The organism is Segnochrobactrum spirostomi, assembly GCF_009600605.1.
Classification (GTDB): domain Bacteria; phylum Pseudomonadota; class Alphaproteobacteria; order Rhizobiales; family Segnochrobactraceae; genus Segnochrobactrum; species Segnochrobactrum spirostomi.
The window spans coordinates 46,372-61,544 of the sequence record NZ_VWNA01000001.1; the positions used below are offsets into that span (position 1 = coordinate 46,372).

Genomic DNA, 15,173 nt, shown 5'->3' on the forward strand with positions numbered 1-15,173 from the left:
CTCGGCCGGTCGGCTCACGCAGCCGGCCAGACCAGCGCCGGCGGAGCGGCGGGCTCGCCGCTGATGCGGACCCGTTCGCCGTCGACCACGGCCCGCCCGCTCGCGAACAACGCGAGGGCGGCCGGATAGAGCGCGTGCTCGGCCTTGAGAACGCGGGCCGCGAGGCTGTCCGGATCGTCGCCCTCGACGACCGGCACCGCCGCCTGGGCGATGATCGGGCCGACGTCCATCTCCGCCCGCACCACATGCACCGTGCAGCCGTGCAGCTTCACCCCGTCGGCGAGCGCGCGCTCGTGGGTGTGGAGGCCCTTGTAGGCGGGCAGCAGAGCAGGGTGGATGTTGATGAGCCGGTCGCGCCACGTTTCGACGAACCAGGGCGTCAGCAGACGCATGAAGCCGGCGAGGCAGACGAGCTTGACGTTGGCGGCGACGAGCGCGGCGTGGACGGCGCGGTCGAAGCTCTCGCGGTCGGGATAGGCCTTGTGATCGACCACCGCCGTCGGCAGGCCCGCTGCCGCGGCACGGTCGAGTGCGCCGGCTCCGGGGCGGTTCGACAGGACCAGCGCGATCTCGGCCGGAAAGGACGAGTCGGCGGCGGCCTCGATCAGCGCGGCCATGTTGCTGCCGCGCCCGGAGACGAGGACGCCGACGCGGCGGCGCGGTCCGGCGGTCACGCGCCGAGCCCCAGATCGCCGCGATAGGCCACCGGCGAACCGCCGCGCGGCATGATTTCGCCGATCACCGACACGGTCTCGCCGTGGGCACGGAGCGTCGCGGTGACGGCGTCGGCCTCCTCGGGCGACACCACCACCACCATGCCGATGCCGCAATTGAAGGTGCGCAGCATCTCCTTGGCCTCGATGCGCCCGCCGCGGGCGAGCCACGAGAACACCGGCGGCACGGCGATGCGGTCGAGCTCGATCAGGGCCGCAACGTCGCCCGGCAGCACGCGGGGAATGTTCTCGGTCAGCCCGCCGCCGGTGATGTGGGCGAGGGCCTTGATGCCGCGCCCGGCGGCGAACGCCGCGAGCAGCGGCTTCACATAGATGCGCGTCGGGGCGAGCAGGGCGCGGCCGAGGCTGTCGCCGCCGCCAAACGGTGAGGCGGCATCCCAGCCGAGGCCTTCCGCGGCGACGATGTGGCGGACCAGCGAATAGCCGTTGGAATGCACGCCGGAGGAGGCGAGGCCGAGCAGGACGTCGCCCGGCAGCACGTCGCCGCGCGGCAGCAGGCGGTCGCGCTCGACGGCGCCGACGGCGAAGCCCGCGAGATCGTAATCGCCCTCGGTATAGTGCCCCGGCATCTCGGCGGTCTCGCCGCCGACCAGCGCGGCGCCGGCCTGGAGGCAGCCCTCGACGATGCCGGAGACGACGGCAGTCGCGACCGCCACGTCGAGCGTGCCGGAGGCGAAATAATCGAGGAAGAAGAGCGGCTCGGCGCCCTGCACGACGAGATCGTTGACGCACATGGCGACGAGGTCGATGCCGACCGTCTCGTGAACGCCCGCCTCGATCGCAACGCGGAGCTTGGTGCCGACGCCGTCGGTCGCCGCGACGAGAAGCGGATCGGAGAAGCCGGCGGCCTTGAGGTCGAAGATGCCGCCGAATCCGCCGATCGCCGCGTCGGCGCCGCTGCGCGCGGTGCGCCGCACCAGGCCGGAGATCGCCTTCACCAGCGCATCGCCGCGATCGATATCGACGCCGGCGTCCGAATAGGTGAAGGAAGGGGACGAGGCGTGGGGCTCGCTGGAGGGCATCGGAGGCTGATCCTGTGTCGAAACGCGCCTCGGGCGCGCGGCGGTCGCGGATTTCGTCGTGATCTGAGAGGACCCGGCGGCCGGCCGGTGCCCGGAGCCGGAGGTATGAAGCGTGAACGAAGTGAAGGCAAGCGCCGCGCCGCCTCGAAACAGGGCTTCGTTGCAGCTTGACGCTGGGCGCCGGCACACCCTATCTCGTTTTCTGCGCCGCAGTGCACAATGCCAGGCGGCAATCCGCCTTGTTCGGGCGTCTCGGAAGGATCGCAGGGCGTGAGTCTCGGACGTCAGATCGCCTTCTGGGTGGGCGCCCTCGTGGCGTGCGTCCTCTTTCTATTCGTCTTCGCGCCGATTTTGCTGCCGTTCGTGGCCGGCATGATTCTGGCGTACCTGCTCAACCCGATCGCCGATCGGCTTCAGCAGTTCGGCTGTAGCCGGCTCGTCGCGACGTTGATCATCCTCGCCGCGTTCGTGGTGATCTTCGCGCTCGTTCTCGTCATCCTGGTCCCGGTGCTGGGGCACCAGATCGGCGGCTTCATCGGCAACATGCCGCGCTATGCGACGGCGCTGCAGTCCTTCGTGACGCGCCAGCTCCAGGGCGACGGGAAGATCTCTCAGATCCTCGGCATGTCCATGCAGGACCTGCAATCCTCGCTCGGCCAGGTCGTCACCCAGAGCACCCAATGGCTGGCGAGCCTGTTCACGTCGATCTGGACGGGCGGACAGGCGCTGATCTCCGTCGTTTCGCTCCTGGTCGTCACCCCCGTGGTCGCCTTCTACATGCTGCTCGATTGGGAACGGCTCGTCGAGCAGGTGGACAGTTGGCTGCCGCGGGACCACGCGGCGACGATCCGTGAACTGTTCCAGGAGATGGACCACGGCGTCTCGGGCTACATCCGCGGTCAGGTGCTCGTCTCGATCTCGCTCGCGATCTATTACGCCGCGACGCTGAGCGTCGTCGGGCTCAATTTCGGCCTTTTGATCGGCATCGGAATCGGGATGATCAGCTTCATCCCCTATGTCGGGTCGTTCCTCGGATTTTTGATGTCGGTCGGCGTTGCGGTCGGCCAGTTCTGGCCGGAATACACGTCGGTCGGCTATGTCGTCGCGATCTTCGCCTTCGGTCAGTTCCTGGAGGGATACGTCCTCCAGCCGAAGCTCGTTGGCGAGAATATCGGCCTGCATCCGGTGTGGCTGATGTTCGCCTTGTTCGCCTTCGGCTACCTGTTCGGCTTCGTCGGCCTGCTCGTCGCCGTTCCCGCCTCGGCCGCCGTCGGCGTCCTCGCCCGCTTCGGCATCGCCCGCTACAAGGCGAGCCCATTCTATCGGGGCGTGGCGGGCGGAGATCACGTGCCGTGACGGGCGACGATCGGCGGGTGCAGTTGCCTCTCGCGCTGCCCGCCGCGCCGGCCCTCGGGCGTGACGATTTCCTCGTCGGACCGACAAATGCGGCGGCCGCCGAACTGATCGATCGCTGGCCCGGCTGGCCGAGCCGGCTCGTTGTTCTGGTCGGCCCCGCTGGTTCGGGAAAAAGCCATCTGGTCGCGGTGTGGCGGCAACATGCCGGGGCGGAGATCGTGGCGGCGGCTGACCTGGGCGGGATCGACCCGATCGCCGCCGCGGCCGGCCCGCTGGCGGTCGAGGACGTCGATTCCGGCCCGATCGCGGAAGTCGCCCTTTTCCACCTCCTCAACGCGGCGGCGACCGGGCCCGGTCTCCTGCTCACGGCGCGCACGCCGCCGGAGGAATGGTCCGTCCGCTTGCCAGACCTCGGCTCGCGCCTGCGGGCGGCGACCCGCGTGACCATGCAGGAGGCCGACGACGACCTGCTGCGCCGGGTCGTCGTCAAGCTGTTCGCCGACCGGCAGTTTGCCGTCGATCCGGGCGTCATCGATTATCTGCTCGCCCGCATGGAACGCTCGCTCGCGGCGGCAAACCGCCTCGTGGCGGAAATCGATCGGGAGGCCCTCGCCCAGCGGCGCCCGGTGACGCGCGGGCTCGTCGCGGAGGTTCTCGCGCGCCCAATCGAGGGTGTCGCGTGACACATCGGTGACAAAGACGTCACGACCGCGAAAAATCCGTCATACTTTGGGGGTAACCGGATTAGAGGCTGGAGCGGTTTCTTCGTCGGGCGGCATTTTTCCGCGCGTCTAACGTGTCCGGCGACGTGGGAGAGAGGGCGATCATGGACATTGAAACTGTGGCCGAAGCCGGCGCCGAGCAGCTTCCCGAGACGGCGGCCCACGCGGCGGGCGAGGGCCACGCGGACATCCGCCAAGATCCCTCCCGGTTTGTGAACCGCGAGCTTTCCTGGCTCCAGTTCAATCTCCGCGTCCTCGAGGAATCGGCCAACAAGCGCCACCCGATCCTCGAACGCCTGCGCTTCCTGTCGATCTCGGCGAACAATCTCGACGAGTTCTTCATGGTCCGCGTCGCCGGCCTGCGCGGTCAGCAGCGCGCCAAGGTCGATCTCCTGAGCGACGACGGCCGCACCCCGACCGAGCAGCTCGCCCTCGTCAGCGAGGCCGTCGGCCGGCTGCAATCGGCCCAGCAGGAGCAGTGGCGCTCGCTGCGCTCGGAACTCGTCGATTACGGCATCGTCCTCGTCGAGCAGCCGGACCTCAACGCCCGCGACCGGGAATGGCTCGAGGACTTCTTTCTCGCCCACGTGTTCCCGGTGCTGACGCCGCTCGCGATCGATCCGGCGCATCCGTTCCCCTTCATCCCCAATCTCGGCTTCTCGCTGGTGCTCGAGCTCGCGGCACCGACCGGCGAGCGCATGATCGCGCTGATCCGCGTCCCCGCTCAGGTCGACCGCTACATCCGCCTGCCGGCGGGGGAAGGCGAGACGCGCGTCCGCTTCATCGCCCTCGAGAACGCCATCGGCTTGTTCATCGGCCGCCTCTTCCCCGGCTACGAGATGCGGGGCGAGGGCGCCTTCCGCGTCATCCGCGATTCGGACATCGAGATCGAGGAAGAGGCTGAGGATCTCGTCCGCCTGTTCGAGAGCGCGCTGAAGCGCCGTCGCCGCGGCTCGGTGATCCGCCTCGAGATCGAGCACTCGACGCCGGAGCCGCTGCAGCGCTTCGTCGCCGGCGCCCTCGGGGTCATCGACGACGAGATTTTCCTCGTCCATGGCGCGCTCGCCCTGAAGGACCTGTCCTTCCTCGTCGGGCTCGACCGGCCGGAGCTGAAGTTCGTGCCCTACACGCCCCGCTTCCCGGAGCGGGTGCGGGAGCACGGTGGGGATTGCTTCGCCGCGATCGGCCAGAAGGACATCGTCGTCCATCACCCGTACGAATCGTTCGACGTCGTCGTGCAGTTCCTGTCCCAGGCCGCGCGCGACCCTGACGTGGTGGCGATCAAGCAGACCCTCTACCGCACCTCGAAGGACTCGCCGATCGTCCGCGCTCTGGTCGAAGCGGCGGAGGCCGGCAAGTCGGTGACGGCGCTCGTCGAGCTCAAGGCCCGCTTCGACGAGGAGGCCAACATCCGCTGGGCCCGCGATCTCGAGCGCGCCGGCGCGCAGGTGGTGTTCGGCTTCCTGGAGCTCAAGACCCACGCCAAGCTGTCGATGGTGGTGCGCCGCGAGGGCTCGAACCTGCGGTCCTATTGCCACATCGGCACGGGCAACTATCACCCGATCACGGCGCGCATCTATACCGACCTGTCCTTCTTCACCGCCGAACCGGCGATAGGCCAGGACGTCGCGCGCATCTTCAACTTCATCACGGGCTATGCGCGCCCGGGTGAACTCAGCAAGCTCGCCATCTCGCCGCTCACGGTGCGCAAGCGCATCCTCGATTCGATCGAGGCCGAGATCGAGCACGTCAAGGCGGGCCGCCCGGCGCAGATCTGGATGAAGATGAACTCTCTCGTCGATGCCCAGATCATCGACGCGCTCTACGACGCGAGCCGCGCCGGGGTGGAGATCGATCTCGTGGTGCGCGGCATCTGCTGCCTGCGGCCGGGCGTGCCGGGGCTTTCCGAGACGATCCGGGCGAAGTCGATCGTCGGCCGTTTCCTCGAGCACAGCCGCATCTTCTGCTTCGGCAACGGCCACGGCCTGCCGTCGCCCCAGGCAACCGTCTATATCGGCTCCGCCGATATGATGTCGCGCAACCTCGACCGCCGCGTCGAGGCCCTGGCGCCGATCGAGAACACCACGGTGCACGCCCAGGTGCTCGATCAGATCATGGTCGCGAACCTTACCGACAACCAACAGAGCTGGGAGCTCTTGCCCGACGGCGGTCACCGTCGTATCCACCCGGCAGAGGGCGAAGAGCCGTTCAACGCCCATCAGTACTTCATGACCAACCCTTCGTTGTCGGGACGTGGCAAGTCACTCCAAACAGACTCCCCCAAGCCCTTCTCCAAGCGCCTTGGGCACTGAGCCGTCGCGGCCTTCCGCCGCGACATCCCTGCCTTTGCCGGAGCCGGCGCCCGGGCGATTGCCGGGGTTCGGTCCGATCTCGGTCATCGACATCGGATCGAACTCCGTCCGCCTCGTGATCTACGAGCGGCTGTGCCGGTCGCCGACCGTTCTCTTCAACGAGAAGGTGCTGGCGGGCCTCGGCCGCGGCATCGCCAAGTCCGGGCGGCTACAGGCCGATGGGGTGGCGATGGCGCTCAAGGCCGTCGGCCGGTTCCGCCAGATCTGCGACCAGATGGGCACGCGCACGCTCGACGTGATCGCGACCGCCGCGGCGCGCGACGCCTCGAACGGCCCCGAATTCATCGCCGAGATTGAGCGGATCTGCCGCTGCAGGGTGGAGATCCTGTCCGGAGCCGAGGAGGCCCGCCGCTCCGCGCTCGGCGTCGTCGCCGGTGTGTGGCGTCCCGACGGCGTCGCCGGCGACCTCGGCGGCGGCAGCCTCGAACTCGTCGACGTGAAGGGCGAGCATATCGGCCTCGGCCGCACCTATCCGCTCGGCGGCCTGCGCTTGCAGGAGACGGCGGACGGCTCGGTGCGCAAGGCGGAGAAGATTGCGGCGGAAGCGCTCTCCACGAGCGATCTCCTCACCATCATGCAGGGCCGCGATTTCTACGCGATCGGCGGCACCTGGCGCTCGCTCGCCCGCCTGCACATGTTCCAGACCGGCTATCCGCTGCACATCATGCACGAATATGCCATCCCGGCCGAAGAGGCGCTCGACTTCTGCAAGACGGTCGCCCGCGGCTCGATCGATTCCCTCGATTCCGTCGAGGTGGTGTCGCGCCAGCGCCGGTCGCTCCTGCCGTTCGGCGCCGTCGTGATGTCGCAGATCATCCAGGCCGGCAAGCCGAAGCAGGTCGTGCTCTCGGCGCTCGGCATCCGCGAAGGCCTGCTCTACGAGCGGCTCGATCCAGCCGAGAAGGCGAAGGACCCGCTCATTGCGGCGTGCGAGGAGATGTCGCTGCTGCGCTCCCGCTCGCCGCGCCATGCGGCCGAGCTCGGTGAATGGACGGAGCACGTCTTTCAGGCGCTCGGCATCGACGAGACCGCCGACGAGCGCCGGCTCCGCATTGCCGCATGCCTCCTCGCAGATATCGGATGGCGCGCCCACCCGGATTATCGCGGCGAGCAGAGCATGGCGATCATTTCGAACGCCGCGTTCACCGGCGTCGATCACCACGGCCGCGCCTATCTTGCGATGGCCGTCTATTATCGCCATTTCGGGCTCGTGGACGACGCCTTGAGCCCGCGTCTGCGCGAGATGGTCTCGACCCGGCTCAAGGAGCGCGCCCGCTGCCTCGGCGCGGCGCTGCGCGTCGCCTCGGTGCTGTCGGCGTCGGCGCCGGGTGTCGTCAGCCGCATCAAGGTCGATGCGAGCGACGACAAGGTGGTGCTGCACATCCCCGAGGATCTCGCCGCCCTCGATGGCGAGGTGATCCGCAAGCGCCTGGAGCAGCTCTCCAAGCTCGTCGGGCTCGGTTCGTCCGTCGTGATCGGCGCCTGAGGCGTTAGTCTGCGGGCCGCGCGGGTGCGCGGCCTGCCTTTCCGTCCGGGTGGCGACGCACGAAGTGCGGCCGCGCCAGCGCGATGCCGTGCTGGCGCCTTTTTTCGCCGCGAGCGGATATCTCACTGAAACGGGGCGAGGGGGCGCCGGTCGGGAGTGGTTCCGATCCGGGGTCCCGGTCTGTCGCGAGGAACGTCTGATGAAATCGATCAATGCCCGCATCGCCGAAGAGCTCGGCGTTCAGGAGCGCCAGGTCGCGGCGGCGGTCGAGCTTCTCGACGGCGGTTCGACGGTGCCGTTCATCGCGCGCTACCGCAAGGAAGCGACGGGCATGCTCGACGACGCGCAATTGCGCACCCTCGACGAGCGGCTGCGCTATCTACGCGAGCTCGAGGAGCGCCGCACCGCGATCCTCGACTCCGTGCGGGAGCAGGGCAAGCTCGACGACGCCCTCCGCCATGCCATCGAGACGGCCGAGACCAAGGCGCGCCTCGAAGACATCTATCTGCCGTTCAAGCCGAAGCGGCGCACCAAGGCACAGATCGCGCGGGAAGCCGGCCTCGGGCCGCTCGCCGACGCGCTGCTCGCCGATGCCTCCCGCGAGCCGAAGGCCGTCGCCGCCGCGTTCGTCAATGCGGAGAAGGGCGTCGCCGACGAGGACGCCGCCCTCGAAGGCGCCCGTGCGATCCTGGTCGAGCGCTTCGCCGAGCATGCCGACCTGATCGGCCATCTGCGCGATCTCGTCTGGAACGAAGGCCGCCTCGTCTCGAAGGTCCGGGAGGGCAAGGAGAAGGACGGCGCCAAGTTCGCCGACTATTTCGCCTTCTCCGAGCCGCTGAAGAAGCTGCCCTCGCACCGCATCCTGGCGCTGTTCCGCGGCGAGAAGGAAGAGACCCTCGATCTCAAGATCGAGCCCGAAGCGACGGATTCACAAAGAGGAACGGCGCTCGGGCCGCACGAGCTCGCGATCGCCCGCCGCTTCGCGGTCGAAGATCGCGGCCGTCCCGGCGACCGCTGGCTCACGGAGACGGTGCGCTGGGCGTGGCGCACCAAGATCCTCGTCCACATCGGCATCGACGTGCGCGGCCGGCTCTGGCAGGCGGCCGAGGACGACGCGGTCAAGGTGTTCGCGGGCAACCTGCGCGACCTGTTGCTCGCGGCGCCGGCCGGCATGCGGGCGACGATGGGGCTCGATCCCGGCTACCGGACGGGCGTGAAGGTCGCCGTCATCGATGGCACTGGTAAGGTGGTCGCGACCGGCACGATCTATCCCCACGAGCCGCACCGGCGCTGGGACGAGTCGCTCGCCACCCTCTCGAAGCTCGCCCGTCTCCACAAGGTCGAATTGATCGCGATCGGCAACGGCACCGCCTCGCGCGAGACCGACAAGCTCGCGATGGAGCTCGTCGCCCGCGAGCCGGACCTGAAGCTCACCAAGGTCGTCGTGTCGGAGGCGGGCGCCTCGGTCTATTCGGCCTCGGCCTATGCCTCGTCCGAGCTTCCCGATCTCGACGTTTCGCTGCGCGGCGCGGTGTCGATCGCCCGGCGGCTCCAGGACCCGCTCGCCGAGCTCGTGAAGATCGATCCGAAGTCGATCGGCGTCGGCCAGTACCAGCACGATCTCGCCGAGCACAAGCTGTCCCGCTCTCTCGACGCGGTCGTGGAGGATTGCGTGAACGGCGTCGGTGTCGACGTGAACACGGCGTCGGCGCCGCTGCTCGCCCGCGTCTCGGGTCTCGGCGACTCGCTTGCCGGCAACATCGTCGCCTATCGCGACGCCAACGGGCCGTTCCGCACCCGGGCCGCGCTGAAGGCGGTGCCGCGGCTCGGGCCGAAGGCGTTCGAGCTCTCGGCCGGCTTCCTGCGCATCCCGAACGGCGACGATCCACTCGATGCCTCGTCCGTCCATCCGGAGGCCTATTCGGTGGTGCGCAAGGTGGCCACTGCGGCGAAGTCGGATGTGCGCGGCCTGATCGGCAACACTGCCGTGCTCCGCGCGCTGAAACCTGCGGCCTTCGTCGACGAGACGTTCGGCCTGCCCACGGTCACGGACATCCTGCGCGAGTTGGAGAAGCCCGGACGCGATCCGCGCCCCGCCTTCAAGACGGCGACGTTCCTCGAAGGCGTCGAGAAGGTCTCGGACCTGAAGCCGGGCATGCTGCTCGAAGGCACAGTGACCAACGTCGCGGCGTTCGGCGCCTTCGTCGATGTCGGCGTTCACCAGGACGGTCTCGTCCACGTCTCCGCGATGTCCAAGACCTTCGTGAAGGATCCGCGCGAGGTGGTGAAGCCGGGCGACGTGGTGAAGGTGAAGGTTCTCGAGGTCGACGTCGAGCGCAAGCGCATCTCCTTGACCTTACGGCTCGACGATCCGCTGGAGCCCGCGGCACCGCGTGGGGCGGGTCCGCGCCAGGCGACCCGGAGTCCGGCGCCGAGCGGTGGCGGCGGCCGCAAGCCGGAGGCGCCCGGCAACAACGCCTTCGCCGACGCCTTGCGGCGCGCAGCCGAGGCGAAGGGCGGCGGTGCCGGGAGCGACCGGCGGCCGCCCAAGCGCTGACGAGGGCGCAGCCCGGCGACGACGCACGGCTTCGTGATGCTGCGCGGCAGCGCGGATTTTGCGCTGCATCATAGCTCGGCCGCGCCCCGCCCGTAGTCTCTCCCGCATCAGTCCCGGCGTGACGCGCTCCCGGGACGGCGTTCAGGAGAGTAGCCATGGCGGCCAAGCGCACCGACGACGAGGCGGTCAGTCTGACGACCATCCCGCCTCGATCGACCTCGCACGAAAAGTTCGAGCGGCTGATCGGCAGCACACGGGACATCCCGCCGGTCAGGACGGCGGTCGCCCATCCCTGCGAAGCAACCTCGCTCGAAGGCGCCCTTCAGGCCGCCGCCGACAAGATCATCGTGCCGATCCTCGTCGGACCCGAGCACAGGATCCGGGCCGTCGCCGACGAGATCGGCGCGAGCCTCGACGGGATCGAGATCGTCGACACCCCGCACAGCCACGCCTCCGCCGCTGCCGCCGTCGAACTGGTGCGCGAGGGCAAGGCGTTCATGCTGATGAAGGGCAGCCTGCATTCGGACGAGATTCTCGCCGCCGTGGTCGACCACGCGACCGGGCTGCGCACCGAGCGGCGCATCAGCCATGTCTTCATCATGGACGTGCCGCTTTATTCCGAGCCGCTGTTTATCACCGACGCGGCGGTCAACATCTTCCCCGATCTCACGACCAAGCGCGACATCGTCCAGAACGCCATCGATCTCCACCTCGCGCTCGGGCTCGGAACGCCCCGCGTCGCGATCCTCTCGGCGGTCGAGACGGTGACGCCGAAGATCCCGAGCACGATCGAGGCCGCCGCGCTCTGCAAGATGGCCGACCGCGGCCAGATCGAAGGCGGCCTGCTCGACGGCCCGCTCGCCCTCGACAATGCGATCGATCCCAAGGCGGCCGAGATCAAGGGTATCCGCTCGGAGGTCGCCGGCCGGGCCCAGATCCTCGTGGTCCCCGACCTCGAAGCGGGCAACATGCTCGCCAAGAACCTCACTTTCCTCGCCGGGGCCGATGCCGCCGGGGTCGTGCTCGGGGCCCGGGTGCCGATCGTGCTGACCTCCCGTGCCGACAATCTCATCGCGCGCCGGGCGTCCTGCGCCATCGCCGCGCTCTATGCCCAGAGCCTCGCCCGAGGCGGCGAGCGGACGGGGGAGGTGCGCTCATGAATACGCCGACGATCCCCACCCGGGACACCACGAAGACGGCGGTTGCGGACCGGCCGGAGCGCCGGCGGGCGTCGCCCCGTGACGCCGACGCGATCCACGAAGGCGCTGTGCTCCATCCCGAGCACGAGCGCGCCGTCTCCCGCGGGCCGGTCGCCCACGGCGGCGTTCCGGCCGATCCCCATGCGCTCGCTCGGTCCGTCCGCCGCGGCCCCCTCGCACCCTGGCTCGACGCGGTCGATTATGCCTGGGACGCCTGGCAGCGCTCGATCCTCTATCTCGACGTGATGCGCGAGCGCGGCAACCAATATCGCGAGCACATGGCGAAGCGGACGCCGGGCGTCCTGATGTTCGACGCCGAAGTCCTCGTCGATGGACGGACTCTCGAGCATCCCTGCAATTACGGGCTGACGCGCATCCTGCCGCCCGAGGGGACGGTGATCGATCCCGGGAAGCGGCCCTATGTGGTGGTCGATCCGCGGGCCGGGCACGGTCCCGGCATCGGCGGCTTCAAGGCCGACAGCGAGATCGGCGTCGCGCTCGCGGCCGGCCATCCCTGCTACTTCATCGGCTTTCTGCCGGAACCGGTGCCGGGCCAGACGATCGAAGACGTGATGGCCGCCGAGGCCGTCTTCCTCGAGACCGTCATCGCCCGGCATCCCGGCGTGGAGGGATTGCCGGTCGTGGTCGGAAATTGCCAGGCCGGCTGGGCGGTGACGATGCTGGCCGCGGTGCGGCCGGACTTGTTCGGGCCGATCATCCTCGCCGGCTCACCGTTGTCGTTCTGGGCGGGTCACAAGGGCGGCTCGCCGATGCGCTATATGGGCGGCCTGATCGGCGGAAGCTGGATGACGGCGCTCACCGGCGATCTCGGTCGGGGGCTGTTCGACGGCGCCTGGCTCGTCACCAACTTCGAGGCGCTCAATCCGGCCAACACCTTGTGGACCAAGCAGTTCAACCTGTGGGCCAAGGTCGACGAGGAGGCGCCGCGTTATCTCGGCTTCGAGCGCTGGTGGGGCGGCCACATCGACCTCAACGCCGAGGAGATGCAGTTCATCGTCGATGAATTGTTCATGGGCAATCGCCTCGCCACCGCCGAACTCATCACCCGCGACGGCGTGCGCGTGGATCTGCGCTCGATCCGCTCGCCGATCGTCGTGTTCTGCTCCCGGGGCGACGACATCACGCCGCCGCCCCAGGCGCTCGGTTGGATTACCGACCTCTACGAGAGTGACGACGATCTGATCGGCTCGGGTCAGACGATCGTCTACACCGTCCACGACAGCACCGGCCATCTCGGCATCTTCGTCTCGGGCAGCGTGGTGCGCCGTGAGCACCGGGAGTTCGCCAACAACATCGAGCTGATCGATTGCCTGCCGCCCGGCCTCTACGAAATGGTTCTCATGCCGGCCGAGCCGGGAAGCGAGGAGGCTGAGCGCGGCGAACCGTGGATCGCCCGCTTCGAGGGGCGCACGCTCGCCGATGTCCGCACGCTCGTCGGGGCGAACGAGGAGGATGAGCGAGCCTTTGCAGCGGTCCGGCAGGTCTCCGAGGCGAATCTCGGCCTCTATCGGACGGTGCTCCAGCCGATCGTGCGGGCCGCGATCACCGAGCCCGGCACGCAGTGGCGCCATGCGCTGCAACCCTCGCGATTGCCGTTCGAGCTCTTTTCGGACACCCATCCGTTGGCGCCGATGGTCAAGCGCGCGGCAGCTCACGTGCGGGCCCATCGCCGCGCGGCGGCGCCGGACAATCCGCTTCTCGGCGTCCAGGACCTCGTCTCGAAGGCGATGGTGACTGGGCTCGACCTCTACCGGGACCGCCGCAATGCGGCGGCTGAGGCGCTGTTCTACGCCATTTACGGGGCGCCTCTCGTTCAGGCGTTGGCGGGGCTGAAGGCGTCCGACGCGGCGCCGCGCCGCCATCCCGGCTTGATCCCGGAAGGCGTCGCGGCCCGCCGTCAGCACCGAGACGACCTCATGAAGCGTGTCGGGGAAGGGGGCATTCGCGAGGCGGCAATGCGCGCGGCGCTCTATGTCGGCCGCGGCGGGCTCGCCGTCGATGAACGCATGTTCGAGGTGGTGCGCGCCGTGCGGGCCGAGACTGCGGACGACGAAACCCAGGAGGACTTCAAGCGGCGGCTGCGCGAGCAATATCTGATGCTCGAGTTCGACGAGGTGGCTGCCCTCGCGGCGCTGCCGAAATTGCTGCCGGCGGACGAGGCGGTGCGGCGCAACATTCTGGCCCTGACGGAGCGTGTCCTGACGGCGGCGGGTCCCTTGAACGACGACGCCCGCCGGCGTCTCGACCATGTCGCGACCCTCTTCCTCTCGTAAAATCAGGACGGCTCGCCGACGGCCTCGCGAAAGGTGATAAGCGTTAATTCCAGCGTTGGGCTACGCTAACATCACATCATTCGAATCGCGGGGATCAGTATGGAACGGAGCAAGAAGAAGATCATCGTCGCGGCGGCGGCTGTCATGGCGCTCGCCGCGGCCGGTTGCACCCAGCAGGAGACCAACCGGGCGGCGGTTGGCGGACTGGTGGGCGGTGGTCTCGGCGCCTTGACGGGTGGCCTCATCTCCCACACTCCGACGGGTGCACTGGTCGGCGCCGCGGTTGGTGCGGTCGGCGGTGCCGCGATCGGTGCCGCGACGACGCCGAAGCCGAAGACCTGCACGGCCTACGACTCCAACGGCCAGGCCGTGAAGGTCGCCTGCTGAGGCCTGAGCCAGGGGCGGGACGGCCGCCAACGGGGCGCGCCGTGATTAGGGTCTGCTGACATTGTGGAGAGAGTTGAGGGCGCCGCAATGGCGCCCTCGCTGTCTCTGCATGGGCGCTGCAGGTCTCGAGTCAGGGCGCTTCCATCCCCCGCAGCGCCTGATGCATGTAGGTGCTCGGGATGCTGAAGATGCCGTCATCGAATAGGGTGTTGAGGTCGACGATGACGTACATTGCCGAGGCGATGGCCGCCGCGCCCAAGATGATGATGATCGTGGCGATGGGATTGGTCGGGGCCGTGAGGCCGAAGCAGGCGAACACGATCACCATCCAGAGGACCAGCGTGAGCAGGAACGGCAAGTCGACGGTCGGGTTCTCGACCGAGAGCAGATACCATCGGTTCTGATCGAGATCGCGGAATTGGCGATCGGCGGCATTGCGCGCCTCGCGCTCCACGAGCCCGTCTTGGGGCAGATTGACGACGGCGACGCCGATTTTGTTGATCATCTGGCCGAGTTTGGAATTCGCAATATCGATATCGTTCGGGTTGTCCGGCGCCAGGCGCGGATAATAATCGCCCTTCGGAGAAGGCTCCTCGGACCACGTGGAGGCGATGGCGGCCGCGGTGTAAGCGCGGAGCTGAGCCCGAATGTCGTCGGCGACCGGGCCGGCATCGCGGAGGGCACGATCGAGCTCGATCAATTTGATTGCATAATTGTGCATCTCGCCATCGGCCGTGTCGAAGGCGGTCTTCGACGACGAGACGAGGAGACCGAGAACGATCGAGGCGAAGGTCACGAGCATCGTGACCGAAACCTGGATCAGCTCGATCGTCTCCCGCGATCGGTGGCGTTCGGCGATCTGCGTGCGGATCAGGCCGCCGAACAACGCCGCTCCAGCGAGGCAGACGAGGACGAAGAGGCCCGTGTAGAGGGGAGACTGGGCCAAGGCGCTCATGGGCGAGACGCTCCCTTTCAATGGACGATGGCGTCTTCCGAAAAGACCGCGACCCGCGGATGCGCGCCATTTAACAAAAATCGCGGCCT

The 15,173-nt window shown here is 68.3% G+C and carries 11 protein-coding genes; 8 read left to right on the forward strand and 3 right to left on the reverse strand.

The features are described from left to right. Positions 1 to 14: 14 nt before the first annotated feature. A complete protein-coding gene (purN, locus tag F0357_RS00270; protein ID WP_312861388.1) occupies positions 15 to 674 on the reverse strand; it encodes a phosphoribosylglycinamide formyltransferase in 660 nt (219 codons plus the stop codon). Then, positions 671 to 1,756: a phosphoribosylformylglycinamidine cyclo-ligase gene (gene purM / locus F0357_RS00275; RefSeq protein WP_153477468.1), complete on the reverse strand. Its 1,086-nt coding sequence runs from the start codon at positions 1,754 to 1,756 to the stop codon at positions 671 to 673. Before purM ends, purN begins: the two co-directional genes overlap by 4 nt. A gap of 270 nt (positions 1,757 to 2,026) precedes the next feature. Between purM and F0357_RS00280 the strand changes: the two genes are divergently transcribed. The 8 genes from F0357_RS00280 to F0357_RS00315 all read left to right on the forward strand — a co-directional run bounded on the left by F0357_RS00280 (position 2,027) and on the right by F0357_RS00315 (position 14,129). Continuing rightward, positions 2,027 to 3,112, forward strand: coding sequence for an AI-2E family transporter (locus F0357_RS00280; RefSeq protein ID WP_312861389.1), 1,086 nt, complete (start codon positions 2,027 to 2,029; stop codon positions 3,110 to 3,112). Beyond that, positions 3,109 to 3,795 carry an HdaA/DnaA family protein gene (locus F0357_RS00285; RefSeq protein ID WP_312861390.1) on the forward strand — a complete coding sequence of 229 codons (687 nt, stop codon included), beginning with the start codon at positions 3,109 to 3,111 and terminating at the stop codon, positions 3,793 to 3,795. The genes F0357_RS00280 and F0357_RS00285 overlap by 4 nt, the downstream gene beginning before the upstream one ends. 143 nt (positions 3,796 to 3,938) lie before the next feature. Beyond that, entirely contained in the window at positions 3,939 to 6,146 is a 2,208-nt protein-coding gene (locus F0357_RS00290) for an RNA degradosome polyphosphate kinase (protein WP_153477472.1), read from the forward strand. Between the two features lie 58 nt (positions 6,147 to 6,204). Next, positions 6,205 to 7,692, forward strand: coding sequence for a Ppx/GppA family phosphatase (locus tag F0357_RS00295; protein ID WP_153477474.1), 1,488 nt, complete (start codon positions 6,205 to 6,207; stop codon positions 7,690 to 7,692). A 199-nt stretch (positions 7,693 to 7,891) separates the two neighbouring features. Continuing rightward, complete coding sequence (locus F0357_RS00300) at positions 7,892 to 10,249, forward strand: Tex family protein (RefSeq protein WP_153477476.1); 2,358 nt, start codon at positions 7,892 to 7,894, stop codon at positions 10,247 to 10,249. A gap of 155 nt (positions 10,250 to 10,404) precedes the next feature. Then, entirely contained in the window at positions 10,405 to 11,409 is a 1,005-nt protein-coding gene (locus F0357_RS00305; protein ID WP_153477478.1) for a phosphate acetyltransferase, read from the forward strand. Next, positions 11,406 to 13,742 (forward strand): DUF3141 domain-containing protein, encoded by a 2,337-nt coding sequence (locus F0357_RS00310; RefSeq protein ID WP_153477480.1) that lies wholly within the window; start codon positions 11,406 to 11,408, stop codon positions 13,740 to 13,742. Before F0357_RS00305 ends, F0357_RS00310 begins: the two co-directional genes overlap by 4 nt. 99 nt (positions 13,743 to 13,841) lie before the next feature. Further along, a complete protein-coding gene (locus F0357_RS00315; RefSeq protein WP_153477483.1) occupies positions 13,842 to 14,129 on the forward strand; it encodes a YMGG-like glycine zipper-containing protein in 288 nt (95 codons plus the stop codon). A 130-nt stretch (positions 14,130 to 14,259) separates the two neighbouring features. On the opposite strand, the gene F0357_RS00320 is transcribed toward F0357_RS00315, so the two are convergent. Continuing rightward, the gene (locus F0357_RS00320) at positions 14,260 to 15,084 is read right to left on the reverse strand and encodes a bestrophin-like domain (protein ID WP_153477485.1); all 825 of its coding nucleotides are present in this window, start codon (positions 15,082 to 15,084) and stop codon (positions 14,260 to 14,262) included. Positions 15,085 to 15,173 lie beyond the last annotated feature (89 nt).